The organism is Pseudomonas monsensis (assembly GCF_014268495.2).
Lineage (GTDB): Bacteria > Pseudomonadota > Gammaproteobacteria > Pseudomonadales > Pseudomonadaceae > Aquipseudomonas > Aquipseudomonas monsensis.
On record NZ_CP077087.1, the window covers coordinates 3419777 to 3442779 of the forward strand.

General features: G+C 59.0%; 18 protein-coding genes and 3 pseudogenes. 8 read left to right on the forward strand and 13 right to left on the reverse strand.

Annotation, left to right across the window (positions count from 1 at the left end; genetic code table 11):
* Positions 1–41 precede the first annotated feature (41 nt).
* The 3 genes from HV782_RS15035 to HV782_RS15045 all read left to right on the forward strand — a co-directional run bounded on the left by HV782_RS15035 (position 42) and on the right by HV782_RS15045 (position 1669).
* Complete coding sequence (locus HV782_RS15035) at positions 42–452, forward strand: DoxX family protein (protein ID WP_186745302.1); 411 nt, start codon at positions 42–44, stop codon at positions 450–452.
* Positions 453–463: 11 nt separating this feature from the next.
* A complete protein-coding gene (locus HV782_RS15040) occupies positions 464–1207 on the forward strand; it encodes an SDR family NAD(P)-dependent oxidoreductase (RefSeq protein ID WP_186745305.1) in 744 nt (247 codons plus the stop codon).
* Between the two features lie 204 nt (positions 1208–1411).
* On the forward strand, positions 1412–1669 hold the full coding sequence (locus tag HV782_RS15045; RefSeq protein ID WP_225931016.1) for a DUF3630 family protein: 258 nt from the start codon (positions 1412–1414) through the stop codon (positions 1667–1669).
* Between the two features lie 873 nt (positions 1670–2542).
* On the opposite strand, the gene HV782_RS15050 is transcribed toward HV782_RS15045, so the two are convergent.
* The 5 genes and pseudogenes from HV782_RS15050 to HV782_RS15065 form a co-directional block, all read right to left on the reverse strand.
* Complete coding sequence (locus HV782_RS15050; protein WP_186745307.1) at positions 2543–3079, reverse strand: DinB family protein; 537 nt, start codon at positions 3077–3079, stop codon at positions 2543–2545.
* Positions 3080–3465: 386 nt separating this feature from the next.
* Positions 3466–4455: pseudogene (locus HV782_RS15055) on the reverse strand (NADP-dependent oxidoreductase); the annotation flags it as partial.
* A 59-nt stretch (positions 4456–4514) separates the two neighbouring features.
* Positions 4515–4613 (reverse strand): annotated as a pseudogene (locus HV782_RS28605) (alpha/beta fold hydrolase); the annotation flags it as partial.
* Positions 4614–4653: 40 nt separating this feature from the next.
* A complete protein-coding gene (locus HV782_RS15060) occupies positions 4654–5442 on the reverse strand; it encodes an SDR family NAD(P)-dependent oxidoreductase (protein WP_186745311.1) in 789 nt (262 codons plus the stop codon).
* A gap of 175 nt (positions 5443–5617) precedes the next feature.
* Positions 5618–5743, reverse strand: a pseudogene (locus HV782_RS15065) (alkene reductase); the annotation flags it as partial.
* 147 nt (positions 5744–5890) lie between these two features.
* Here HV782_RS15065 and HV782_RS15070 point away from each other — a divergent pair.
* The 4 genes from HV782_RS15070 (at position 5891) to HV782_RS15085 (ending at position 10546) form a co-directional block, all read left to right on the forward strand.
* Positions 5891–6478 (forward strand): TetR family transcriptional regulator, encoded by a 588-nt coding sequence (locus HV782_RS15070; RefSeq protein ID WP_186745313.1) that lies wholly within the window; start codon positions 5891–5893, stop codon positions 6476–6478.
* Between the two features lie 95 nt (positions 6479–6573).
* A complete protein-coding gene (locus HV782_RS15075; RefSeq protein ID WP_186745316.1) occupies positions 6574–6822 on the forward strand; it encodes a hypothetical protein in 249 nt (82 codons plus the stop codon).
* 169 nt (positions 6823–6991) lie between these two features.
* Positions 6992–8851, forward strand: coding sequence for an ABC transporter ATP-binding protein (locus tag HV782_RS15080; protein WP_123468671.1), 1860 nt, complete (start codon positions 6992–6994; stop codon positions 8849–8851).
* Between the two features lie 174 nt (positions 8852–9025).
* The gene (locus HV782_RS15085; RefSeq protein ID WP_128614555.1) at positions 9026–10546 is read left to right on the forward strand and encodes a sensor domain-containing diguanylate cyclase; all 1521 of its coding nucleotides are present in this window, start codon (positions 9026–9028) and stop codon (positions 10544–10546) included.
* A 74-nt stretch (positions 10547–10620) separates the two neighbouring features.
* On the opposite strand, the gene HV782_RS15090 is transcribed toward HV782_RS15085, so the two are convergent.
* From HV782_RS15090 to HV782_RS15100, 3 genes are all read right to left on the reverse strand, one after another.
* Positions 10621–11910, reverse strand: a complete 1290-nt coding sequence (locus HV782_RS15090; protein ID WP_186745318.1) for a carbohydrate porin — start codon at positions 11908–11910, stop codon at positions 10621–10623.
* A 104-nt stretch (positions 11911–12014) separates the two neighbouring features.
* A complete protein-coding gene (locus HV782_RS15095; RefSeq protein ID WP_186745320.1) occupies positions 12015–14420 on the reverse strand; it encodes a glucose/quinate/shikimate family membrane-bound PQQ-dependent dehydrogenase in 2406 nt (801 codons plus the stop codon).
* A 262-nt stretch (positions 14421–14682) separates the two neighbouring features.
* Positions 14683–15570: a LysR family transcriptional regulator gene (locus tag HV782_RS15100; protein ID WP_186745322.1), complete on the reverse strand. Its 888-nt coding sequence runs from the start codon at positions 15568–15570 to the stop codon at positions 14683–14685.
* A gap of 93 nt (positions 15571–15663) precedes the next feature.
* Between HV782_RS15100 and HV782_RS15105 the strand changes: the two genes are divergently transcribed.
* The gene (locus HV782_RS15105) at positions 15664–16683 is read left to right on the forward strand and encodes an NAD-dependent epimerase/dehydratase family protein (protein ID WP_186745324.1); all 1020 of its coding nucleotides are present in this window, start codon (positions 15664–15666) and stop codon (positions 16681–16683) included.
* Here the strand turns inward: HV782_RS15105 and HV782_RS15110 are convergent.
* The 5 genes from HV782_RS15110 to HV782_RS15130 all read right to left on the reverse strand — a co-directional run bounded on the left by HV782_RS15110 (position 16635) and on the right by HV782_RS15130 (position 22981).
* Positions 16635–17102 carry a hypothetical protein gene (locus tag HV782_RS15110; RefSeq protein WP_186745326.1) on the reverse strand — a complete coding sequence of 156 codons (468 nt, stop codon included), beginning with the start codon at positions 17100–17102 and terminating at the stop codon, positions 16635–16637. The two genes, HV782_RS15105 and HV782_RS15110, sit on opposite strands and share 49 nt — an antisense overlap.
* A 44-nt stretch (positions 17103–17146) precedes the next feature.
* Positions 17147–19120, reverse strand: coding sequence for a hypothetical protein (locus tag HV782_RS15115; protein WP_225931017.1), 1974 nt, complete (start codon positions 19118–19120; stop codon positions 17147–17149).
* Between the two features lie 4 nt (positions 19121–19124).
* Positions 19125–19895, reverse strand: coding sequence for a DUF2182 domain-containing protein (locus HV782_RS15120; RefSeq protein ID WP_186745330.1), 771 nt, complete (start codon positions 19893–19895; stop codon positions 19125–19127).
* 10 nt (positions 19896–19905) lie between these two features.
* Complete coding sequence (locus HV782_RS15125) at positions 19906–21363, reverse strand: DUF7868 domain-containing protein (RefSeq protein WP_186745332.1); 1458 nt, start codon at positions 21361–21363, stop codon at positions 19906–19908.
* A 94-nt stretch (positions 21364–21457) separates the two neighbouring features.
* Positions 21458–22981: a tyrosinase family protein gene (locus tag HV782_RS15130; RefSeq protein WP_186745334.1), complete on the reverse strand. Its 1524-nt coding sequence runs from the start codon at positions 22979–22981 to the stop codon at positions 21458–21460.
* Positions 22982–23003: the final 22 nt, after the last annotated feature.

Consider the following 23003-nt stretch of genomic DNA (forward strand, 5'->3'; position numbering starts at 1 on the left):
TGCCCTAAGTCGACGTAACAATACCTGCTTGGGAAAACCAAATGATCGAACATTATATTTACTGGATTAGCACGGTCCTGCTTTCGCTGCTCTATCTGGCCTCGGCCTTGATGTACATCGCCAAAGGAGACTATGTGCGAAGCGCACAAGCGGAGTTGGGCTATTCAGCCTCCCACCTTGTGCCTTTGATGATCGTGGTCAAGATACTGGGGCCCGCCGCGATTTTGTGGCGCTTCAATGCCGCACTCAGTGATCTCGCTTATGCCGGCATGTTTTATCACCTGCTGCTTTCAGCTTCAGCGCACCTGGGTGTTCACAAGCCCAAAGGTTCTATCCCGGCAGCCTTGGGACTCATTCTCCTGGCCACCTCCTTCGTGACACAAAACGCTGTTCGCGAATATCCGTCGCCGTACGCACCGCCGTCAGCGGTCGTCCAGACGACTCTCAAATAATGGAGATCGCCATGACTCGACTCAGTGGAAAAGTTGCGATTATCGTCGGCGCCGGTCGTGGTATCGGCCGAGCTACCGCCAGACTTTTCGCGATGCAGGGGGCGAAAGTCGCGGTCGTTTCGCGCACGGCTGAAAATGTCGATCAGGTGGTTGCCGATATCCAGGCCGCTGGCGGCGCCGCCCTCGGAATCGTTTGCGATATCGCTGACCCTGATCAAATTACTGCCGCTGTCGACAAGGTGATGACTGCCTATGGGCGGATCGACATACTGGTGAATAATGCTTTCGATCCCTCGGTGGTGTTTTCATCGGTGGTCGAGCTGTCAGCCGAGCAGTTGCAGCGCAATTTCGAAATGGGCCCCATTGCTTATCTGCGAACGATGCAGGCGTGCTATCCCCATCTCAAAGCCAGTGGTGAGGGCAGGGTTATCAATTTCGCTTCCCTGGCTGGTGTCGTCGGCATGCAGGGCTACGCGCCTTACAACATGGCAAAGGAGGCGGTACGTGCCTTGACTCGCTCGGCGGCCAGGGAGTGGGGCGGTGACAAGATCACTGTCAACAATGTCATGCCGGTCGCTGACACTTGGGAAGCAGCGGTCGATGTACCTGCACCCACTAACGTACTTGGCCGTTATGGATCACCGGAAGAGGATATTGCGCCGGTGGTGTTGTTTCTCGCTAGCAAGGATGCGCAGTTCTTGACGGGATACAGTCTCACGCCGGACGGAGGCCAAATCATCGACAGCGCCCGCTGACGGTCCTGTCCAAACCCCACGACGCAACGGAAATTGGGCCGATCTCTGCCGGTCACGACAGACTGTTTTCGGCCAAAAGCGGACATACGCAAGCAACCGCTCGCGGCCAATAGCGGTCATCCTCCTCCGTCAGGTGTCGACCCATTGCGGCCATTCGCAGGAGCCACCACAATCGGAGGAATGTTGGTGGTGAGGTGACGCATAGTGAGGATTGAAGTATCAGAAGAAGCCGACTGGAAGCTTTTCGAGGACGTGGCCGGGGTTATTGAGCAAGGGCTGGGCGGTTCCTGGAAAGAGAGGCTCGATGGCCCGGACCAGCGTTATTGGGATCTGTTGGTGGATGAACACACGCTCACCCTACACCTTGAACACTATTTAGGCATTTCAGTGGTCATTCCCGATAGCGCAGATGACATCGCTCGAAGAGTATGTGCGTTGCTTAATCGGCCTCCTTGCGGGTAAGCCCGCTCTGACAAAGATCCCAACTGATCTAAAAGGCAGCTGTGGGTCGATTTCTGCATGTCGCTATTATCAGCTTCTGGCCGATAGCTGCCGATCCCGTTGGCAGCTATCGGCCAGAAGAGGACGTTTAGAGCAAGGAGAATAAATCCATCGCATTTCTTCCAGGCTTTGCAATTTGCGGACGCGCTTTTACACACTCTGGGCTGGTAAGTTTAGAGTCGGAAAATCAACTAGTCCCTTTTTCTAAAGTAGGTGCCAATGGTTACTTCTATCGTTCTTCAGGACGTTGACGTTGGATGGATCGCTACTGACGCCATCGGGCAGGTTGCGCTCTTCACTACGGCTGGTCCGGGGCCGATTCCTTGCTCCGCACTTCCCTCCGTCGAGAACTCCGAAGAGGCGGTCCTTTCATTGCCAGAGGTGTCCGATGTGGATCTGGTTACTTCGATGTCTGGCGCAAACGCTTTCGCTGCCTTTGCCAAGCGTGGGTTCTTTGCATATGACTGGTCGGACGTCCATCGCACTACGCGCCTAGCCTTGAATGGATATGAGCTGCAATACCGTCCACTGAATCCATTGACACTTTTCGACTTACCGGCCCCTTTACGGGCATTGGCTGAGGTTACCCGGCTATCTGGCGTAACGTTCGGAGTACCTATCGTAGTGATAGGTAATCAGATTTCTTAGCCGTCATTCAGCGGTTGGGGAGCGTTTTGGCCGTTTGCTTCCTTTCACTACCGGCAGCTAATGGCCGATTGCCGTCACTCGGCACTCGGCACTCGGCACTCGACACCATCTTGCATGGCCGCACTGCTTGGCAGTTCCAATCCAATGGGACGAAACCCGATCCAGCACCTGGACTCTCTACTGTATTCAGGGTTCGGATGGAATGAGGAGAACCAGATCTGTATTACCGATGTCGACACCCGCTTGTGAAAGCAAGGTAGAGACTTGCCCGCGATGATGAGTCTGGTGGTTGAAGAAATGCATGAGCAAACCAAAGAAACTTTTGTCTGCGGGCGTCCCTGCCATGTTTGTGTAACTCAGGGTGCCATCTAAATGTGCCTCTGTAATGGAGCGAGACCATTCCATAATTACTCTATCGAGCCATATCCGATGAGCCGACAAATCGCGGATGTTTGAGAACGTCAGCTGGTTGAGACTTTTCGGGGCAGGAAGTTGCTGAACCGGCTTCAGAGCCGAGTAGTTCGCTGGGTGCCCGGCGAATCGCTGCAGCCAGATAACGTCTCCCGCCACCAAGTGGTTCAGCGTCCCGATAATAGAACCGAAGTATGCGTTTCTATTCAGTGAAAGCTCTTCATCTGACAAGCGCTTGGCCGCTTCATAAATATTTGCGTTCATCCATTCGTTATAAGTCGCCATCAGGCAGACATGGTCGGTACGATTCATTGTGTTCGCCCTTGGTTCGTTTACGCGCCCTGGTACAGGGTGAAACCGAGCCCTTCTAAACGGTCGGTACGGCAGCGCCAGCGATGGCTATAGTCAATGATGCGTCAGAGCGAATCCAGCCCCGCAGACCACTCATGCGAAGGCACGGCAGATTTCCTCATGCTGCTTGATGCCGCGACGTGTAGGTCTCACAGCGACTCGGGAACGGTCAGAACCTATTGTTCAAGCATCAGACTGCGCCAGAGAATCACCGGTGCTTCAACCGATACCGCCTCCGGTAGCTGCTCTTCCTTTTTACTCAACGCTGGCAAAGTAGCTTCGGATGACGAAGGCCGAAGCGGCAATCGTTGTGCGGCCTCTGCGCTTGGCTCATCAACCCACGGCCTGGTCACCACCACCTTGCCCTGGGCGCGGCCCTGCTCGACGTATTGCAACGCCTCAGCTGTCGATTCGAAAGGGAAGGTGCGGTCAATCACCGGTTTGATGATGCCGGCCTCAATGAGCACGGTGATGTGCTGCAGTTGCGCGCCATTGGCCCGCATGAAGACGAATGCGTAGCTGACGTCCCGCTGGCGCGCCTTGCGCCGGATACTGAAACTCAGCAGACGCATGACTTGTTGCAAAGGCCAGGACAACCCTTGCTCCCGGGCGAACTGCGCAGTGGGTGGCCCGGAGATGGAAATTAGCTGGCCTCCGGGTTTGAGCACCTTGAGGGATTTCTCCAATACATCGGCACCAAGGCTGTTCAATACCACGTCGAAGTCGTGCAGGACGCTTTCGAAGTTCTGCTGTGTGTAGTCGATCACCTGATCGGCCCCCAGCGCTTTTACCCATGCGACATTCGCGGTGCTGGTGGTGGTGGCGACAAAGGCCCCGAGGTGTTTGGCGAGCTGGATGGCCACGGTGCCGACGCCGCCGGATCCGGCATGGATGAGCACTTTCTGGCCATTTTTCAGTCGGGCGGTTTCAACCAGCACTTGCCAGGCGGTCAGTGCCACCAAAGGGATGGACGCGGCTTGTGCCATGTGAGTATTGGCAGGTTTCAGTGCAATCGCGTCTTCGTTCACGGCGACTAATTCGGCGAACGTGCCAATCCGTGTTTCTGGTGGGCGTGCGTAAACTTCGTCTCCCGGTTTGAAGCGGGTCACCGCTGAACCCACTTCAACGACGATGCCGGCCAGATCGTTGCCCAGTATCAACGGAAACGAGTAGGGCAGGATCAGCTTGAATTCGCCTTTGCGGATCTTCGAATCCAGCACGTTGATGCTGCTGGCGTGCACCTCGATCAGGACGTCGTGGGCGCCCACCACAGGGGCCGGTGCTTCGCCAATACGCCCGCCGTTCTGGCCATAGCGATCAATCAGAAATGCTTTCATTGCGGTATGGCTCTTGTCGGTTGCAGGGAGCGTAGTTGCGGGGTCGCGGCGCCGCGTTGTCAGGCATCGAGGAACGCCGACGCCTTGGTCACAAAATCAAGGTGCTGCTGGAAAATCCCGCCGTGGCCGGCATCCTCATAAATCACCAGTTGTGCGTTGGCTGCATCGAATCCGGTACGGGTGTTCGCTACTTGGGGATCACTCTGGCGTCTGGTAGCGCTGGGCAACTGCAGACTGGCGGATCTGCCCCAGCAGGGCCTGCCGTGCGGTCTGCAGGTCATCCCAGCGTTCTGCTTCGTGCAGGGGCGGAATGGTCACCGGTTCGCGACGATCGAAACCGGCCAGCGCGGCATCCACCAGGTCGCCCACTTCCATGATTTCGGTCAAGGTGTTGATGTCGACGCCGGAGCGATCCCAGATTTCCGTGCGGGTGGCGGCCGGCAGCACGGCCTGCACGTAGACGCCCTGTGGCGAGAGTTCCAGGCTCAGGCCTTGGGAAAGGAACAGCACAAAGGCCTTGGTCGCACCGTAGACCGTCATACCGAACTCCGGCGCCAGACCCACCACCGAACCGATGTTGATGATCGCGCCGTCGCCGGCTTTGACCAGGCGTGGAGCGATGGCGCTGGCCAGTCGCACCAGCGCAGTGGTGTTGAGGGCGACCAATTGCGCAACCTTGTCGGTGCTTTGGTCAATGAACTGACCGGACAGCGCGGCGCCGGCGTTATTGACGAGGATGCCGATCCGGGCGTCATCACGCAGACGGGACTCAATCGTGGCCAGATCGCCGGCTTGGGTCAGGTCAGCCGCAATCACATCGACGGCGACGTCGTGCTCGCGGCGCAACCGGGTGGCAAGGGCCTCCAGGCGCGCCAAATCACGGGCGACCAGGACCAGATCGTGGCCGCGTTGCGCGAAGCGATCGGCGTAGACGGCGCCAATGCCGGTGGAGGCGCCAGTGATCAAAACAGTAGGGCGAGTGTTCATGGGTTCATCTCTCTTTCAGGATGGGAGAAACAGAAAACGCGATCAGGGATTGCTCAGCGTGCGGCAGTGCTCGATTCAGCCTGCGTCGGGTAGTCGATGTAGCCCGCCGCGCTGTCGCCAGGTCGAGGTCGGAGCCGTTGTTGCCGATGTAGGTGTTTTTGAAGCGCTGGCGCAGGGCCGCGAACTCGCTGGGTACAAAGCCGTGGCCGGCGCGGTTGCGTGTCAGCGGCGCAAGCACGACGCGGTTCGACAGCGTGAGCGCGCCGAGGGTGTAAGGGGTGAACAGTTTCGGGTCGGTCATCTGGTGTTTCTTCCGTGTCCGTTAATGAAGATCGGTGGTGCGTGCAATTATGATGATGATCGAAATCTAAGCTGTCAACGGTTTTGATTATGACCAGCATCTATGTATCATCGGCGCAGGATTTCCCAGCGGACACGAGGTATTGACGTGAGAGTGACCAAGGCCCAGGCGCAAGCCAATCGAGAGCACATCGTTGAAACGGCTTCAGAACTGTTCCGTGAGCGCGGTTTTGACGGTGTCGGTGTGGCCGATCTCATGGCGGCGGCCGGTTTCACCCACGGAGGCTTCTACAAACATTTCGGATCGAAGGCCGATCTGATGGCCGAAGCCTCGGCCTGCAGTCTGGCCAAATCGCTGGCCGCCGCGGAAGCGCTCGATGTCGCGGGCTTCATTGATGTTTATGTGACCCGCGCACATCGGGATGGACGCAGCAGCGGCTGCACAATGGCCGCGTTGTGTGGTGACGCGGCGCGGCAACCGGACGCTGTGAAAGCGACGTTTGCCGAAGGCATCGAACGCACCCTGCAAACCCTCGGCGACAAATACCCGACAGGCCCGGATGCCGCGCCGGGTGAGGGGCGGCGGAAAATGATCGACCTGCTGTCGCGTGCTGCCGGTGCGATTATCCTGTCGCGCGCCTGTCCGGATGATTCCGCGCTGGCGGATGAGATTCTTCAGGTGTGCCGCGCCGAGATGCTGGCTTCATTGCCCGTGGATGACGAGACGGCGGTGTAGAAAATAATTTGAACCGCTTCAGGGACGTGCTCGCCTAATGATCAGCTTGTGGTCAATCGCGCAGGCACCGTGCCAATACCGGCACACTCCGAGAGGTGGTCAACGTGGCTAAAGACGAAAAGAAAAGCAAAGGTGAAGCTTCGAAAGCCGGCAAGGACTTGAAAGACAAAAAGGCCTCGCCGGCGAAGAAATCTGCGGCGGCTGCGGCGCTTTCAAAATCTTCCGAAAAGAAAGACAAGAAAAAAGACGTCGAACCGAAAAAATCTGCCAAAAAAGCCGACAGCAAACCCGATAAGGCCAAGGAACCGAAGAAGGCCGAAAAGACCGCGAAAAAGAAAAAGTGACCACTTTGATCTGCCAGGGCATTGCGCCCTGGCTTGCTCAGGCCGTGGCCGACGACTATTGATCTGTGCGCCGACACCGGCCCTTGGCAAACTCACACTTTTTCACAAAGACCTCCCGGCAACCATTCGATGGCAGAATCCCCTTAACTTGAAAGTTTTGGAGACCACCATGCTTCGTGTGTTCGAACGAAGACTCGACCCTTTTCCTCCTGACGAGGTCCCACCACCCCCCAACGGACTGGCCCGCTTTCTCTGGGCCTGCACGCGCGGCGCGCGCGGTTATGTCCTGGCGCTGGCATTGCTCAGTGCGGCCGTGTCGATTTATGAAGCGTGGCTGTTTTCCTTCCTTGGACAGGTCGTGGATCTGTTGTCGACCTGGCAGGCCGGCGGTGAAGCCGCTGCGCAGGAGAGTCGAGTGTTGTGGGGCATGGGCATTGTCATGGTGTTCAGTGTCGGGCTGGTGGCGTTGCGCACGATGGTGCAGCACCAGATTCTGGCGATTAACCTGCCGTTGCGCCTGCGCTGGGACTTCCATCGGCTGATGCTGCGGCAGAGCCTTTCGTTTTTTTCCGATGAGTTTTCCGGCCGGGTTACCACCAAGGTCATGCAGACCGCGCTGGCGGTGCGTGATGTGCTGTTTACCCTGATCGAGATCCTGCCCGGCATCGGTGTGTATTTCATTGCGATCATCGCGCTGGCCGGCGGCTTTGCACTGAAACTGATGCTGCCGTTCCTGGCGTGGGTCGTGTTTTTCGGGCTGGCCATGTGGTACTTCGTGCCGCGTCTGGGCAAAGTGGGGCAGGAGCAAGCCAATGCGCGGTCGATGATGACCGGGCGGATCTCCGACGCCTACACCAACATCACCACGGTGAAACTGTTCTCGCACTCCAACCGTGAGGCGCACTTCGCCCGGGCGGCGATGGAAGATTTCAAATTGACCGGTTTTCGCCAGATGCGTCTGGTGAGTCTGTTCGAGATCGTCAACCAGGCTCTGGTGGTGGCGTTGATCATGTCCGCCGGCGGTTACGCGTTGTGGCTGTGGCACCAGGGTGACGTCGGCGCAGGTGCCGTGGCGGCAATCACCGCGATGGCGTTACGCATCAATGGCATGTCGAACTGGATCATGTGGCAAATGACTTCGCTGTTCGAAAGCATCGGCACTGTTCAGGATGGCATGGCGACGCTGACCCAAGGCGCCAAAGTCCAGGACGCACCGGATGCCGGTGTGCTGGTGACCACTGGCGGCGCGGTCACGTTCGATAAGGTGCGTTTCAACTACAACGGCGAGCGTCAGGTGTTCGACGGCCTCAGCCTGAGCATCCGGCCCGGGGAAAAAATCGGTCTGGTCGGTCGCTCCGGCGCCGGCAAATCCACGCTGATCAACCTGCTGCTGCGTTTCTACGATGTCGACAGCGGGGAAATTCGCATCGACGGCCAGAACATCGCGCACGTGACCCAGGACAGTCTGCGCAGTGCCATCGGCATGGTGACCCAGGACACTTCGCTGCTGCACCGTTCCATTCGCGACAACATTGCCTACGGCCGACCGGATGCGACCGACGCGCAAGTGCGCCGCGCTGCGGCCAATGCGCAGGCCGATGAGTTCATCAGCCAGTTGAGCGATCGTCAGGGGCATACTGGTTACGACACTCTGGTGGGCGAGCGGGGCATCAAGCTCTCCGGCGGTCAGCGGCAACGCGTTGCGATTGCCCGGGTCATGCTGAAAAACGCGCCGATCCTGTTGCTTGACGAAGCCACCAGCGCGCTGGACTCGGAAGTCGAAGTGGCGATTCAGGAAAGCCTCGATGAGATGATGCAAGGCAAGACCGTGATCGCGATTGCCCACCGACTGTCGACGATTGCAGCGATGGATCGGCTGATCGTCATGGACGACGGGCGCATCATCGAACAGGGCACGCACAGCGAACTGCTCGAGAAAAACGGCGTGTATGCGCGGCTGTGGGCGCATCAAAGCGGTGGCTTCCTGGGCGAGGACAAGGGCGTGATCGAGGCGGTGGACCCGGCGTGAATGCGGAGCGCGGCGGGTGAATTCAGCTGATTTCTTTGCAAAATGTACCTATCAGTTACTGCATCGTTTCAGCGCTGCTTGTATTCTTGGCCAGAAGAAGGATGGATGGCTGCCGCTATTGCCCTGACCCAATGTTGCTGGAATGGAAAACCGGACTTTCCTTAAGGTAGTAACGTGAAGCGTGATTCCCACCTGGTGGTGCTTTTGCTGTTGGTCATTGGCTGCTCTCTCGCGTCATTGACGGTGTGGAAGGTATTGGCCTCCCGTGAGCGGGCACTGGAGGAGGTGAATGTCCATGGCTTGAACCTGACCCAGGCGCTGGCGACTTACTCCGAGGGCATTGTCCGCCAGAGTTCGCTGCTTTTGCTCGGGCTCGTCGAGCGTCTGGAGACCGAAGGCAGCGGCCCTGCCCAGATTCAGCGACTGACTGCACTGGTCGAGCGCCAGGAACCGCTGATGCCACAGCTCAGTGGCATCACGATCTACGACACTCAGGGCCGCTGGCTGATGTCCTCCAACCGGCCGATTCCAGCCGGGGCCAATAGCAGTGATCGGGTCTATTTCATCCATCACCGTGACGATCCGTCCCGCGAGACCTTTATCGGTCCGCCGATCCAGAGCCGCTCCAATCAGGAATGGGTGATCACCGTCAGCCGTCGCTTCAATGGTCCCGATGGCGAGTTCGCCGGTGTGGTGGCGGTGACCCTTGGGGTGGAAAATTTCCTGCGACTGTTTGGAAAAATCGATGTGGGGCAGGAGGGCGCGATCGGTTTGTCCTATACCGATGGCACGTTGCTGGTTCGCTATCCTTTCCGCGAACAGGACATGGGCCGCAACTTTTCCAAATCGCCCATCTACGCCAAATACCTGGTTGATCGATCCGTCGGCACTGCGTCGTTCACCTCCAGCCTGGATGGTGTGGAAAGGCTCTACGCTTTTCGCAAGAGCGACCGGCTGCCGCTGATCACGACCGTCGCCCTCGGCAAGCGCGAAGCCCTTGCTGCGTGGCGAATGGAGGCGTTGCTGTCGGCGGTGGTGGTCACCGGATTGCTCGGCCTGACGGGGCTGATCGGCTGGTTTCTGATCCTCGATATCCGCCGGCGCACGGCGGCCGAGGATCAATTGCGCGGGGCTCAGCAGCAGTTGCTGTCGTCAAACCGGCAACTTGAGTTGCTGGCGATGAAAGACGCCCTGACCGGTCTGGCCAACCGGCGCTGGTTTGATGAGAGCCTGGCGATGGAAGCCCGACGAGCACAGCGTGACGGCACGACGCTGGCCTTGCTGATGATTGATATCGACTACTTCAAGCGTTTTAACGATGCGTTCGGGCATGTGGCTGGCGACGCCTGCCTGCAGAGGGTGGGCCGCATTCTCGAAGCGTGTGTCAGGCGGCCGTCGGATCTGGTGGCTCGCTATGGCGGCGAAGAGATGGGCATCATCATGCCTGACACCGACAGTGATGGTGCCGCCGTGGTGGCGCAACTGATCCTCGACCGTTTGCAGCAAGAGCATATTGCGCACGACACCAGTCCGTTCGGTCGGCTCAGTGTGAGCATCGGCATGGCGACCGCTAGCGGTTCTCGACTGGACAATGTGCAGGGGTTGATCGAGATGGCAGATCAGGCGTTGTACAGCGCGAAGGCGCAGGGTCGTAACCGTTTCGTGCGGGGGATTAGTGAGAGCGAATCCGGGTAACGTCGTCAGACCTCGGTTTATCGTCGAGCATAAAAAAACCGGCCTTGCGCCGGTTTTTTTATGCTGCGAATGCCTTAGAGCGCCGCTTTTACCTGCAAGCCAAACACCAATGCATTGTCGATGTCCTGCCCGGAAAACGCGCCCGGCTCGATGATGTATTGCACATTGGGGCGCAAGGTCAGCCACGGGGTGGCCTGGTAACCGTAACCGAGTTCGATCAACTGTTCGGCACTGTCCAGGTTCGGGAATGCCGCGCCGTTGGCCTGCGCCGCCTCTTGCTGCACGTCACGACTGCGCGGGTTCGGCACGGCCCGGCCATAACCGAGCGCGAGGGTGTCACGCGGGCGCCCTTCGAACGGTTTGTATAGCACCACGCCAGTGCCGTACCACTTGCTGAACGGCGAAGCCGCTTCGCTGGCGGCCGAGTATTGACCGAAGGCGTGCAGACTGCGGCCCTCGGACGATGCCGAACGCCACACGGCCTGGTCGATCAGCAGGTAATGACCGCCGCGGCCGGACACCTCTTTATCGCTGCCGATGCGTTTCACGTCGGAGCTGTCGTAGTAGTAGCCAAGCTTGTATTCGCCGGGCAACTGCCCCGCGCGCTTGTAGACCAGTTCGATCGGCACCACAGTGCCCGTGGTGTGCTTCGGTCCCAAGTGCCAGGCACGACTGGAATTGCCGTTGCTTTGCGGATCGACATTGAACGCGGCGACGCGCAGCTGCCACGCCGACGACAGGTCGTACTTCACCCGCACGCCGAGATGGGCATTGGGGTAGTTGGTCCAGCCGCTGCCACCGGACATGTTCAACGGATGGCCGCAGAAGCCGGCGTTCATGAAGTTGCAGAGAATGCCGCTGTCGAGGCCACCAAGGTCGTTGCCCATGGCCATGTAACCCAGCTTCACGTTGAGCGCCGGGGTGAACAGGCTGCGCTCGTAGCTGAGCTCGGTCAGGCGGGTGTAGAGGCCGCCGTAGTTTTCCTGAATCGGCAGACGGTTGCCGACCAGGTCTTCCGAGGCGCTGTTGCCGCGCCGGTCGTTGATGGTCAACTGGACCTTGCCGGCGTTCTCCACGCCATACAGCTTGCTCAGGTCGAACTGTGCGCCGAGCTTGATGTTCTGCGAGTAACGGCCCGAGCGATGCAGGCCGCCGTCGGCGTTGTAAGCCATTTCACCGGTGTAGTCACCGGTGAATTTGATGCCGTCTTCGTCCATCTGGTGGCGCAAGCCACCCCAGTCGCCGGTCAGGGTATTGCGGCTGAGGAGGTTGGCATCGGTGTCGGCAAAGGCGGGCAGGGTGGCGCTGCAGGTCAGGCCCAACAGCACGCCGTTGAGCCAGCCGGTATGAGAAAAACGAAACATGGAGATCTTCCTGCTCAAATCGAGGGCGATAGCGCGAAGCAGCGCGGCACCCTCAGGTGCCGCGCGCAAAAGAAAGTGCCCGTGGTCAACACGGGCACTTCGGCTTACGGCAAGGCGTAGGCCATCACGTAGTCGCCGCGATCGGTCGACTGGCGTGCACCACCGGCGGTGACGACGATGTACTGCTTGCCGGTCTTCGGCGAAACGTAGGTCATCGGGCCGCCCTGACTGCCGACGGGCAGGCGCGCTTTCCAGACTTCTTCACCGTTGCCGCTGTTGAAGGCGCGCAGGTAGAAGTCCTGGGTGCCGGCGATGAAGATCAAGCCACCTTGGGTCGACAGGGTGCCGCCGAGGGTTGGCAGACCGATCTTGATCGGCAGGTGCATGCGGATGCCCAGGGGACCGGTGTCTTCAACGGTGCCGACTGGAACCTGCCAGGCGACTTTCTGCGTCTTCATGTCGATCGCCGTCAGGGTACCGAACGGCGGAGCCTGGCAAGGGATGCCGGCCACCGACAGGAAGCGGTTCTTGTTCACCGCATACGGCGTGCCCTTGAGCGGTACGGCGCCCATGCCGGTGTTCAGCGCTTCGCCACCGGACGAGGCCTGCGCCTTGTTCTGCGACGGGATCATCTGAATCCACAGACCCAGGCGCATGTCGTTGACGAAGATGAAGCCGTGCACCGGGTCAGTGGAGATGCTGCCCCAGTTCATGCCACCCAGCGAACCCGGGAAGCTCAGGGATTTGTCAGTACCCGGCGCGGTGTACAGGCCGTCATAACGCATCGACTTGAAGTCGATCCGGCACAACAACTGGTCGTACGGCGTGGCACCCCACATGTCGGATTCGGTCAGGTGCTGCGCGCCGATCTGCGGCATGCCCACCGATTTCGGCTGGGTTGGCGAGTACGGTTCGTTCGGGATGTTCGCGGCTTTGACCGGGACTTCCTTGACATCGGTCAGCGGCTTGCCGGTGGCACGATCCAGGACATAAATCTGCCCGGCCTTGGTGCCGATGACCAGCGCCGGCACGGTTTTGCCGTCCTTGTCGAAGTCGATCAGGCTCGGCTGCATCGGCAGGTCGAAGTCCCAGAGGTCGTTGTGCACGGTCTGGAACACCCAGCGCTCATCGCCAGTGCTGGCGTCCAGCGCGAGGATCGAGGCGCCGTAGGTGTGATCGAGTTTGCTGCGCTCGACACCGTAGATGTCGGTGGACGAACTGCCCATCGGCAGGAACACGGTGTTGGTCGCCGGGTCGTAGGACATCGGCGCCCAGCTGTTCGGCGTGCTGCGCACATAGGTGCTGCCGTCGGCCGGTGCCTTTTTATCCTGTGGGTTGCCCGGGTCGAAGGCCCAACGCATGGCGCCGGTGATCACGTCGAAACCACGGATCACGCCGCCCGGCATGTCGGTTTGCACGTTGTCGGCCACGCGCCCGCCGACCACGACTGTGGTGCCGGCCATCAATGGCGCGGAGGAGAGCTGATAGTAGCTGTCCGGCACATCACCCAGACCGGCCTTCAGATCAACCTGACCGTTGTTGCCGAAACCCTGGCAGAACTCGCCGGTGTCGGCATCGACCGCGATCAGACGTGCGTCGATGGTGTTGGTCAGCAGGCGGCGCTGGCAGTTGGCGGCCGGCGCAGGTTTGGCTTCGACGATGCTCGAATTGCCCGGCTGAGCGATGGCCTTGGTGGCATCGAAATAGGCCATGCCACGGCAACGCTGCCAGACTTTCGACTTGGCGTTGATCGCGTTTTTCCACAGTTCCTTGCCGGTGTCGGCATCCAGCGCGATCAGGTTGTTGTGCGGAGTGCAGATGAACACCTTGTTGCCGATCTGCAGCGGGGTGAGCTGATCTTCGGCGCCGTTGCCATCGCTCTCGGCGATGTCACCGGTGTGGTAGGTCCACGCGACTTTCAGTTTGTCGACGTTGGTGCGGTTGATCTGATCCAGCGCGGCGAAACGGCTGCCACCTTCGGTGTTGCCGTAGTGCGCCCAGTCTTTCTGCGCCTTGTCCGGCTCCACTGGCGTGAGCCCCGGGCCCGTGCCGGTGGCTGCTACCGTTGGGTGCGCGACAAACATGTTAGCGGCCGCGACGGCCAGGCCGATCGCGAGTACAGCGGCCAGCGCATAAGCACCGCGCCCTGGAACGCCACCGCTGGCACGCTTGAGCAATGGATAAACCAGCGCGACCACCAGACCCACCGCACTGAACATGAACAGGCGCGAGAACACCGGCCAGAACACCAGCCCGGCATCGCTCACGGCCCAGATTGCGGTCCCGAGCAGGAACGCCGCAAACAACCACGCACCCGCCGGTTTGAAGCGTGCGATCAGCCATCCGGAAACCGCCATCACCAGACCACCCATCAGGAAGTACCACGACCCTCCCAGGCTGACCAACTTCACGCCGCCAGCAGCGAGCGCCAAGCCGAGCAGGGCGATGATCACGCCCAGCCCGACCAGAATGAATTTAGAAAGGCCAGAGAGGCCTTGACTCTGCTTCACGTTGAATGTCCCGTTGAAATGAGAAGGGGATTATATAGTTAGGTAACTACCTAGTTAAATCATAAATTCAGTAACAAAGCGTTGTCGGTTATCGAATAACGCGCCTGAGCCGAAACGGCCGTTCTCAGAGGGTTGAAGAGCGCTTGTGAATGACTGAAAAAGTGGTTTTTCTGTCAGGAAAAATGCGGGTTATGACAGTGTTGCTGTTTTGCCGCACTCAACCGCCGACAGTGCTCAGCCGACGCACGGCGATAAAAACAGCTTAGCCCACGTATTGCTCGAGTCCTGACAGCAGCGCCTCGAAGGTCACTTTGCAGCGCGGACTGTTGCGTAAATCTTCATGCATGGTCAGCCAACTGGTGAGTCTGGGTTTGAAGGGGTGTGCGAGTACGCGCACCAGCGCAGGGTCACGTTGCGCCACTCGCACCTGGCACACGCCGATGCCCACCCCGGCACGAATCATCGCCAGTTGCGCCAGATCGCTGTCGGTACGCAAGGTGAAGTGTTCGCGACGCCATTGCGGCAACCAGTGCCTGGCGCTGCGCAGAAAGGGCGTCTCCTGGTCAAAGCCGATCAGCGCGTGTTCAGTGAGCTGTTCCAGTGTCTGCGGTGTGCCTCGCGCATCGAGGTAGCGGCGGTGAGCATGCAGGCCCAGTTCGATATCGCCGATGCGCCGGGCAATCAGCGAACCTTGCTCGGGCGCAACCATGCGCACGGCGATATCAGCCTCGCGGTGCAACAGGTCCTGAACGCGATTGGTCAGGACCAGCTCAACGTTCAGTTCCGGGTACTGTCCTTTTAAGCCGGCAATAACCGGAGGCAGCACTTCGGCGCCCACGACTTCGCTGGCACTGATGCGCACCGTGCCTCTGACGCCGCTTCCTTGCGCCTCGGCTGCGCGCAACAGTGCGGCGGCATTGGCCTGCATGGATTGCGCGAAGGGCTTGAGGGCCTGCGCGGCTTCGGTCGCCAGCAACCCTTGTTGGGAGCGAGTGAACAAACTCACGCCCAATTGTTGCTCGAGCGTGTCGATATGGCGCCCGACCGTAGGTTGCGCAACCCCCAGTGCTCGAGCGGCACCCGACAATGATCCTTCCTGCAGCACGCTCAGGTACGAGCGGTACAGTTCCCAGCTGATGTTGTTGTCCATGCATAAATGTATAGCTGGTAGCCGATTTTAAGCAATTTCATTGAGTCGACGGCGCATTCAGACTCTTCTCATTCCATCGAGAGGACGATCAACATGATCTTGAGTCGACGCGTTTTGGTACTGGGTGCAACGGGAGGTATCGGCGGTGAAGTGGCGCGCAAGCTGCGCGAATCCGGCTGGCAGGTGTGTGCGCTGCGACGCGGTGGTCGTCCACCTCACGAAGGGGCTGAAGGTTTTACCTGGTTTGACGGGGATGCGATGAATCGCCAACAGGTCATGGCGGCGGCACAGGGCTGCTCGGTCATTGTCCACGCGGTCAATCCACCCGGTTATCGTGACTGGGACAAGCGGGTCTTGCCCATGATCGACAACACCATTGCGGCCGCCATTGCACAAGGGGCGACCATCGTCCTGCCGGGCACTGTTTATAACTACGGGCCAGACGCATTCCCGTTGCTGCACGAAGACTCACCACAACACCCCGTGACCCGCAAAGGCGCGCTGCGGGTCGAGCTTGAACGACATCTGCGCGAAGCCAGCACCCAGGGATGCCGGGTAATCATCGTGCGTGCCGGCAACTTTTTCGGGCCGGTGCCGGGCAACAACTGGTTTTCCCAAGGGCTGGTCAAACCGGGGCGGGCAGTCACCCGTGTGCTGGTACCCAGTGCCAAGGGCATCGGCAATCAATGGGCCTATTTGCCGGATGTCGCCAACACCATGACGCAACTGCTGGAGCGCAGAGAAACGCTTGCACCGTTCGCCGCGTTTCATATGGACGGTCATTGGGATGCGGATGGCAGGCAAATGGCCGAAGCCATACGCCGCGTTGTGGCAAGACATGGCGGTAAAACGCCAAGGATCAAAGCGTTTCCCTGGTGGTTGATCAACGTGTTGTCGCCCTTTGTCGAAACGTTTCGCGAAATGCAGGAGATGCGTTACCTGTGGCAACAACCGGTAAGGCTGAACGGCGCGCAGTTGCAATCGACCTTGGGTCGCGAGCCGCATACGCCGCTGGATGAAGCTGTGGAGGCGACGCTGGTGGGGTTGGAGTGTGTTGATCAGTCTTATGATGCCCTCTCTCGCCGTCGGCCCGCAGCGAGAATGCGTTCGTAGAACGTCTCATCAAGCGGAGTTTTTCGCTCCAGCGGACAGCGCTCAAGAAGGTCTCTGAGCACAGCCACGAGATCGTCGTCACGCACCCTGGTTTCCGCAATGGTTTCAATACAGTCTTTGGGTATCAAAGCGGCCTGGGTGGCATCGCAAAGAATTGCCCACGGAGCATTGCGTGACCAGACGGCCGCGAGTATTGCTTGTCCTCTTTCAGCATGGTTTCGTGCGTTGGAGTTTGATCCGACAGACTGCAGCAGGCGAGGCAGCCGATGCTGACTGGTCACGAAAGCCGCCTGCAGCCCAGGGAATTTTTGTTGGAGCGTCTTATGGCGTCGCCACGCTTGGTGGACATGGCAGGCGCCGAACTCAAGCGGCTCTGCGGGTGCATCCACGACGTCTGCCCAACTCAACTCTGCAAGCATCTTTTCCTCCCTGAGAACACCTCGGCCAACGCAGAAAAAACGAATTAACCTGGCGGCAGACCCCAGGCCTCTGCAAGTTGCCTTGCTGAGGCCGCAGGCAACACGGTCGAACCGCTGCGCCGAATCAGTGACGCATGCTTGCCAAGACCTTCGACAAGCAGAGCCGACTCCAATCGAGGCTCAACGACATAGTCCCAGCCAAGTCCGAGCCATGGGCATCGTCCGCCGACGCTGGCGAAGATGGCAGGGGTAGCTTGGGTGGCATAGTCGGGGAGTGCTGGCGCGTTTGGTCGCGATTCCCGGGCCTTCACTGCTGGTACATGCAGTTGCAGGGCGCCATGCGTGTTGCGTGTTACCTCCATACCTCCGAGCAGCGCGATGTCGAAGGGCACAGCCTGACCACGGGTCGCATAAAAATAGGCCATGCGCCGGATGTTGTCGTAGTCGGCGAGCGCCCGGTAAAGGTAGGCGCAGATGACGCCCAACATCGGGTCGGCATGCTTTTCGTGCCGCAGGTCTGCAGCCAGTCGATCAACGCTATCGGCTCGCAAGTACCCGGCAGAGAATTCACGAAGGGTCCGCATGCCCGCCAGATACCTTTGCGGCGAACTGTGCGCTCCGTACACCTGGAAAACATCTCCGTTGGGGCTGGGGACGACGGCGGTATACAGACCTGCGTAAGGTACGACAGGCGTAACTTGCTCCTTGCCCATGCGCACCAGAACAGGCGCCCCTTTAGTGTGGGGTTCAACGTAAAACTCGTTGACGGGGGGCTCGGATCTGAGGGAATGAGTCGCGCGGTTGGACAGCAGTGTCGCCTGCTCACCCCAGACAATGAGATTTGCGTTAGCGGGGCGGTCGATCTCCAGGAATCGACGTTGAACCATCATGGTGATCGAATCTGCTCTGAGCTGTTCGGACAACTCCTTTATCATTTGCCTATGGCGAGGCGTATCCATGTCGATGTTGTGCAGTTCATCCATGTCCTCTCGCAGATGTGTGATTCCCGAGACCACTTCGCGACTGTCTGGATCTTTTGATTTAGATCGCCTGAACCATGGGAGTTTGTTGAAAAGGCGATAGCGCAAGGTGCGCTGCTGAACTGAACGCTGGGTTGTTATTTCCTCGGCGGTGAACCCAGCAGAATCCAGAGCCTCGTCTTTTTTTTCAGTGCCCAGCACCGCTACCGTGTTTCCGGATGGCCACGGTTGCATGTCGTCAGGGGGCTTGAGTGGGGTCGCAGTGTCGTAAAGCACCACGGCGTCGGGATCGACCTGGCAGTGAGGGTCGAGCTTGAGGTGGTAATCGCGAGCGCGTTCGGCCGTGCGCGAGCGAGCGAATTTACCCAACGCATTCGTGGTTATGAGCCCATTTTCAATGGCAGTGGGCTCCAGTCCCCAGAGAATATCCGCGATGACACCCGAGAAAATGCATTTGCCCGGTGCGGCGCCAGCAGGGTCTCGAACCATGTAGCCCAGTTGGCCGTCATGGCAGCAAGCGAGGCTATCGAAATTTGTTTCGTCGGCCCGGGTGCCTTGCACAAGGATCCCGCGCGAACCATCGAGGCGCATTAGCTCCAGGCTTTGGGGGGCTTCGCGGCACGCGTCGGTGATCAGCGTTATGCGCTTGACGCCGAGCAGAAACATTTCCTCGTAAAACCTGTCGACCACAATGCGGTACTTCATCTGCAGCGAGTCGCTGAACAGCCAGAAGATCTCGCCAAAATTCGACCCCGTCAGCCCGTGTCCGCAAAATGACAGGATCAATTGGTCAACGACGTCGGCCCCCGCTGGAAACAGTTCGTCGACGGCTTGTTGTACGCGCACCCGTGTGACCGGGTTTGGCTTGTTATTGACCCAGCCGTCGTCGACGACTTTGACGTTGTCGACGCCGAAACCAGAGCGCAGTGCCCATTCCCCCATGGAGCGCGCGGCTAAAACGGCGCCATCCAGATAGGCGAAATCCAGGACCTCTTTAGCAACAGGTGTCACGGTGCTTACGCCGATTGCCAGACACACTCGCCTAACCATGGGGACGCTCCGAAAGATGTTTGGTGACGAACGTATAAAAGTGCATGGGTGACACAAGCCAGTGCCAGCCTGGAGGACGAGGAGGCGTGAGCCGTTCGGCCAGCACGATGAGACCTGCCAATAGCATCACCGGAATATGCCAGGTCCCGCTCACCAGCGGCACCAGCATCCACGCCCAGCACGAAACAATACAAAACAGGCCATGGCGCATGCCGAAGGTCAGGCAGTCCTTGTCGGCTGGCCAGCCAAACAAGCCGATCCGCTGGGGTTGATGCACTCGATTGAGTGCTGCGCGATGCCACGGGCTTGCGCTCCAGACCAGCGCGATCAGCAATGTCACGATGAACACGTTTTGGCCCAGCGTGAACTGGAGCAACAACGCCAAGACCCATAGAACAGGGCCGGCGGCCATCCACAACGCACAATAGCCGAACAGAAACAGCGCGGATGCACGCATTCGCCGACGTGCCAGGCTGGAGTGCCAGACATGCATGAGCGGCATTGCCAACAGGGGCGGCATCATGGCCAAAAGCATCAGGAACCAGCCGGCGAGGATGCGGTGCAGCGGGTTCAGTGCGAGCTCCGCCTGTAACGCCGCCGGCCAGCGAGTGACGATCGACAGCCCGTTCACCGCTACGCAAAATGCGGGACCTTCACTGCTTACATCGTTGTAGAGGGAAAGGGCCAGGCCCACGCCTGCCGTGGCCAGCAGAATTGGCCACGGTGCGTAAGTAAAACTGCGTAGAACCAGACCTGGCCGCATCAGTCTGCCCTCAAGTCACGACGCCACTGCGCTTGAGAACGCTGATGCGCTCAACCGTTATCGGTGCTTCATCGGAAATCTGCTCGACAGGTACAAGCGTCACGCGCAGATGATTCGGATCGAAGTCCCCGGCGGCCGTGAGCCGTTGAGCCAGGTCGGTAATATCAATCGTATAACCCAACCCGTTGTGTTCGCCGTCTTTTTCCGAAGCAACGTTGAGACCGAAAAGCGTCAGGCTGCCGGCGTACCGGTCAGGGTCGAGCGCCGGGTTGGCGCCGTCAGGCAGATTGACGTACACATCCAGCAGCGGTGAAGGTGCGGAGCCACGCACGGATTCCAGGGCCAGGTAGAGTCGGGCCACCGCCTTACCCGGCGATGTCGCGCCCATGGTCGCGATGCTACTGGAGGCTGCCGTGGGTTCGAGGTCGATATGACTGTCTACCGGCGCACTGCCGATCGTGACGGCAGCGGCATTGGCGCCGATGGGGTGTACCGTTTGCTTGCTGGGCGAACCCATATTGACCCGTGCCACTGCATTCACTCCCGGCTTTACACCCGTACCGATGCTCAAATCATCATAGGGCCGATAAAATTTGCCGCCCTTCAACGTGTCTTTGCTAGTAAACGTTACGCCAGGTGCGTTGTCGCCGGGGACCGGCATGATAAAGCTGCGGTTGGCCGGACCATTGAGCCAGAGTGGGTCGTGGACCATGGTCTTGCCCGGCGTGTTCATCCAGGCTTCCCAGAGGCGATCAATGTTGCAATGGTGCAGCCAGAATATAGGGTCAAGACCTGCCAGATAGGCATTGCCCATATAACCACCGACGAGACCGTGAACCGTGTTGTGCGGGTTGCTCTCCAGTTCTCCGGTGATGTCCGCGAACTGGACGAAATCGCCAGTGATTCCGCCACCGAATCCCAGGTTTCCGTTACCGACGATAAAATCATTCTCTTCCATCGCTTCAAGGCTGAACCCGCCCCCGGGCTTGATCGCCTTGATTCCGGGGCGTCGAGGGTATTTGCACAGCGGGTTCGGGCTGCCGTCGGGTAAGGTTTTTTCTACAAAGGCCTCAGGCAGATACAGGGCTTTCGGATCGCTGCTGTTGAGGTAGTTCCAGTAGGGAAGGGTCCAGTCGTCCCCCGTCAACTCTTTCACTTTCGCAGCGACGATTGCTTCGAACGAAAACAGGTACGCCCGGTGCCAGGAGAGGAAATACCAACTGCCGTGCTGACACTGATTGCCGTACGTCTTGTTGGTCAAGTCTGCTGGAATCGGGGTATTCGCCTTGATCAGATTTTCGTTGAGCCACAACTGAGGATGGAATCCATGCATGGCGCCGAGGAATTTCCAGCTCGTGCGGTCCTGTATCGGTTGCGCGTCCAGCGCCTGCATTGCCTTGGCGTAGTTCAGCAATGTCTTGTTCCATCCTGAACCCAGTGTTGCAACATCCTGGCGAAAAGCGGTCATGATAGGTGCTCCGTTGCGGTTAGGTGATGTCTCCCCCAACTTCAGTGCCGGTCTTCATCACGTCAGATCCGGCACTTTTCAAGCAGCCACAGCGCTACTCTGTCAGCAGTAATAGATGGACATCGATGACCGGGTTGCCCATCAGCTTCTGCGGGAAGCGATCCCCTACGAAGGTCTTGTCGACCGGTTCTACCCAGACACTCAGTTTGCCGCCCGCTATATCCGCCATTGGCAGTTCGAAGTCGAACTGCGCCATCGCGTTGCTCACGCAATTGGCACAGCTTTGCACCTCAACCGGCTGGAACAGCGCTCTGGAGGCGATCGTCCTTCCGTCCTTTTGCAGGTGCACCCGGAAACTGCCGGGGATTTTCAGACGATTGATGCCGCTGACGCGTACGTTGACTCGATCGGTCTCGACCGTGAATTGTTTGTTCGCGGCGAGCGTACGCTGGGTCTTGGGCAGAAAATCGACGTTCGAAGCTGTGGCAGGCGGGTCGTAATCAATATCAAGCTGACCTGCCGAGTCGATGATTGCCAGGGTGTTCAGTTCCAGTGCGCTGTGGGTGAATGGATTCAGAACCTCGAGCGCTGAATCGTTGAATATCTGAAAACTGATCGGGTCGGTAGCCTCGTTGATAGTGGTCAACAGCCCTTGCAGGTCGGTGGCCAGCATTTTCTTCTGCCATTCCCAGAACAGTCGGTCCCAATTGCAGTGGAAGAACCAGAACACCGGGTCGAACGCCGCAACTTCCTGTTGTTGCATCGTCGGACCAATGGAGTCATGGCCACTGTCGTGGGCGGCAATGATGGTGTTGTGACTGGCACCGGACCAGTAGCCGTGAAAGTCTTCCCAGTCGGTTTTGCTCATTGCCCGGTTGACGTCATCGGTCACGCCGTTATCAATCAGGTTCTGGGCAATCGTGTCGTAGTCAAAACGTGTGGTGACGTACCCTTCGGGGAAATCCGCGCCAATGGTTTTCGGTAGCACGTATTGGTCGAAGGGTGGGCTTTTAAGCACGTCGGGGAAGGGCGTGGTGATATCCCAATAAGGCAGGGTCACGTTCTCGCAACCAGGCACCGATCTCAGGGCATTTTCGAAACTGACCAGATAGGCCCGGTGCCAGGGGTTGTAGCCCGGTACGTGGTGCATGCAATAGGTATTGGGTGCCGGAAACCAGTGATAGCCCGCCTGGACGAAATAGCTGTTCGGGTCAGCGGGATCGAGGGCCTTAATGGCGGAAAAAGCTTTTTTGAGCTGGTCGAGTTCGTTGCTCGACAACGTGGTGATGTCCTTGCGCATCCTGCCGGCCGGGGCCGCTGTACTGAACAATGAGCGTGCCGCGAAGTCGGCCTGGCTCGCTTGAGTCACGGGCACGCCTTTGGGGTAGCCATTGTTCATCCAGTTGAGGAAGGTACCCACCCAGTCGGCAGGCCAGGGATTACCCGGCGGCATGTTGCCTGCTGCAACTTGTTGATAGATGTCGCCGGCGTGGTTCATCACCGCGTCGTAGCTGGCCAGGTCGAGACCTTGTCTGGCCATGTGCGCGCGGTCCACGGATGTGAACATGTCGCGAATCTGCGCATACCAGGTGGGGTTGGTGACGGGGGTTGCGGTCATGTCTGACTCCTTGTCGTCGGTA

What these genes read in the sequence shown, in the direction of transcription:
- HV782_RS15050 (WP_186745307.1), bottom strand. Translation starts at nt 3,079, where the DNA reads ATGAATCGTACCGACCATGTCTGCCTGATGGCGACTTATAACGAATGG.
- HV782_RS15040 (WP_186745305.1), top strand. Translation starts at nt 464, where the DNA reads ATGACTCGACTCAGTGGAAAAGTTGCGATTATCGTCGGCGCCGGTCGT.
- HV782_RS15100 (WP_186745322.1), bottom strand. Translation starts at nt 15,570, where the DNA reads ATGGACAACAACATCAGCTGGGAACTGTACCGCTCGTACCTGAGCGTG.
- HV782_RS15105 (WP_186745324.1), top strand. Translation starts at nt 15,664, where the DNA reads ATGATCTTGAGTCGACGCGTTTTGGTACTGGGTGCAACGGGAGGTATC.
- HV782_RS15035 (WP_186745302.1), top strand. Translation starts at nt 42, where the DNA reads ATGATCGAACATTATATTTACTGGATTAGCACGGTCCTGCTTTCGCTG.
- HV782_RS15090 (WP_186745318.1), bottom strand. Translation starts at nt 11,910, where the DNA reads ATGTTTCGTTTTTCTCATACCGGCTGGCTCAACGGCGTGCTGTTGGGC.
- HV782_RS15125 (WP_186745332.1), bottom strand. Translation starts at nt 21,363, where the DNA reads ATGACCGCTTTTCGCCAGGATGTTGCAACACTGGGTTCAGGATGGAAC.
- HV782_RS15130 (WP_186745334.1), bottom strand. Translation starts at nt 22,981, where the DNA reads ATGACCGCAACCCCCGTCACCAACCCCACCTGGTATGCGCAGATTCGC.
- HV782_RS15060 (WP_186745311.1), bottom strand. Translation starts at nt 5,442, where the DNA reads ATGAACACTCGCCCTACTGTTTTGATCACTGGCGCCTCCACCGGCATT.
- HV782_RS15110 (WP_186745326.1), bottom strand. Translation starts at nt 17,102, where the DNA reads ATGCTTGCAGAGTTGAGTTGGGCAGACGTCGTGGATGCACCCGCAGAG.
- HV782_RS15120 (WP_186745330.1), bottom strand. Translation starts at nt 19,895, where the DNA reads ATGCGGCCAGGTCTGGTTCTACGCAGTTTTACTTACGCACCGTGGCCA.
- HV782_RS15080 (WP_123468671.1), top strand. Translation starts at nt 6,992, where the DNA reads ATGCTTCGTGTGTTCGAACGAAGACTCGACCCTTTTCCTCCTGACGAG.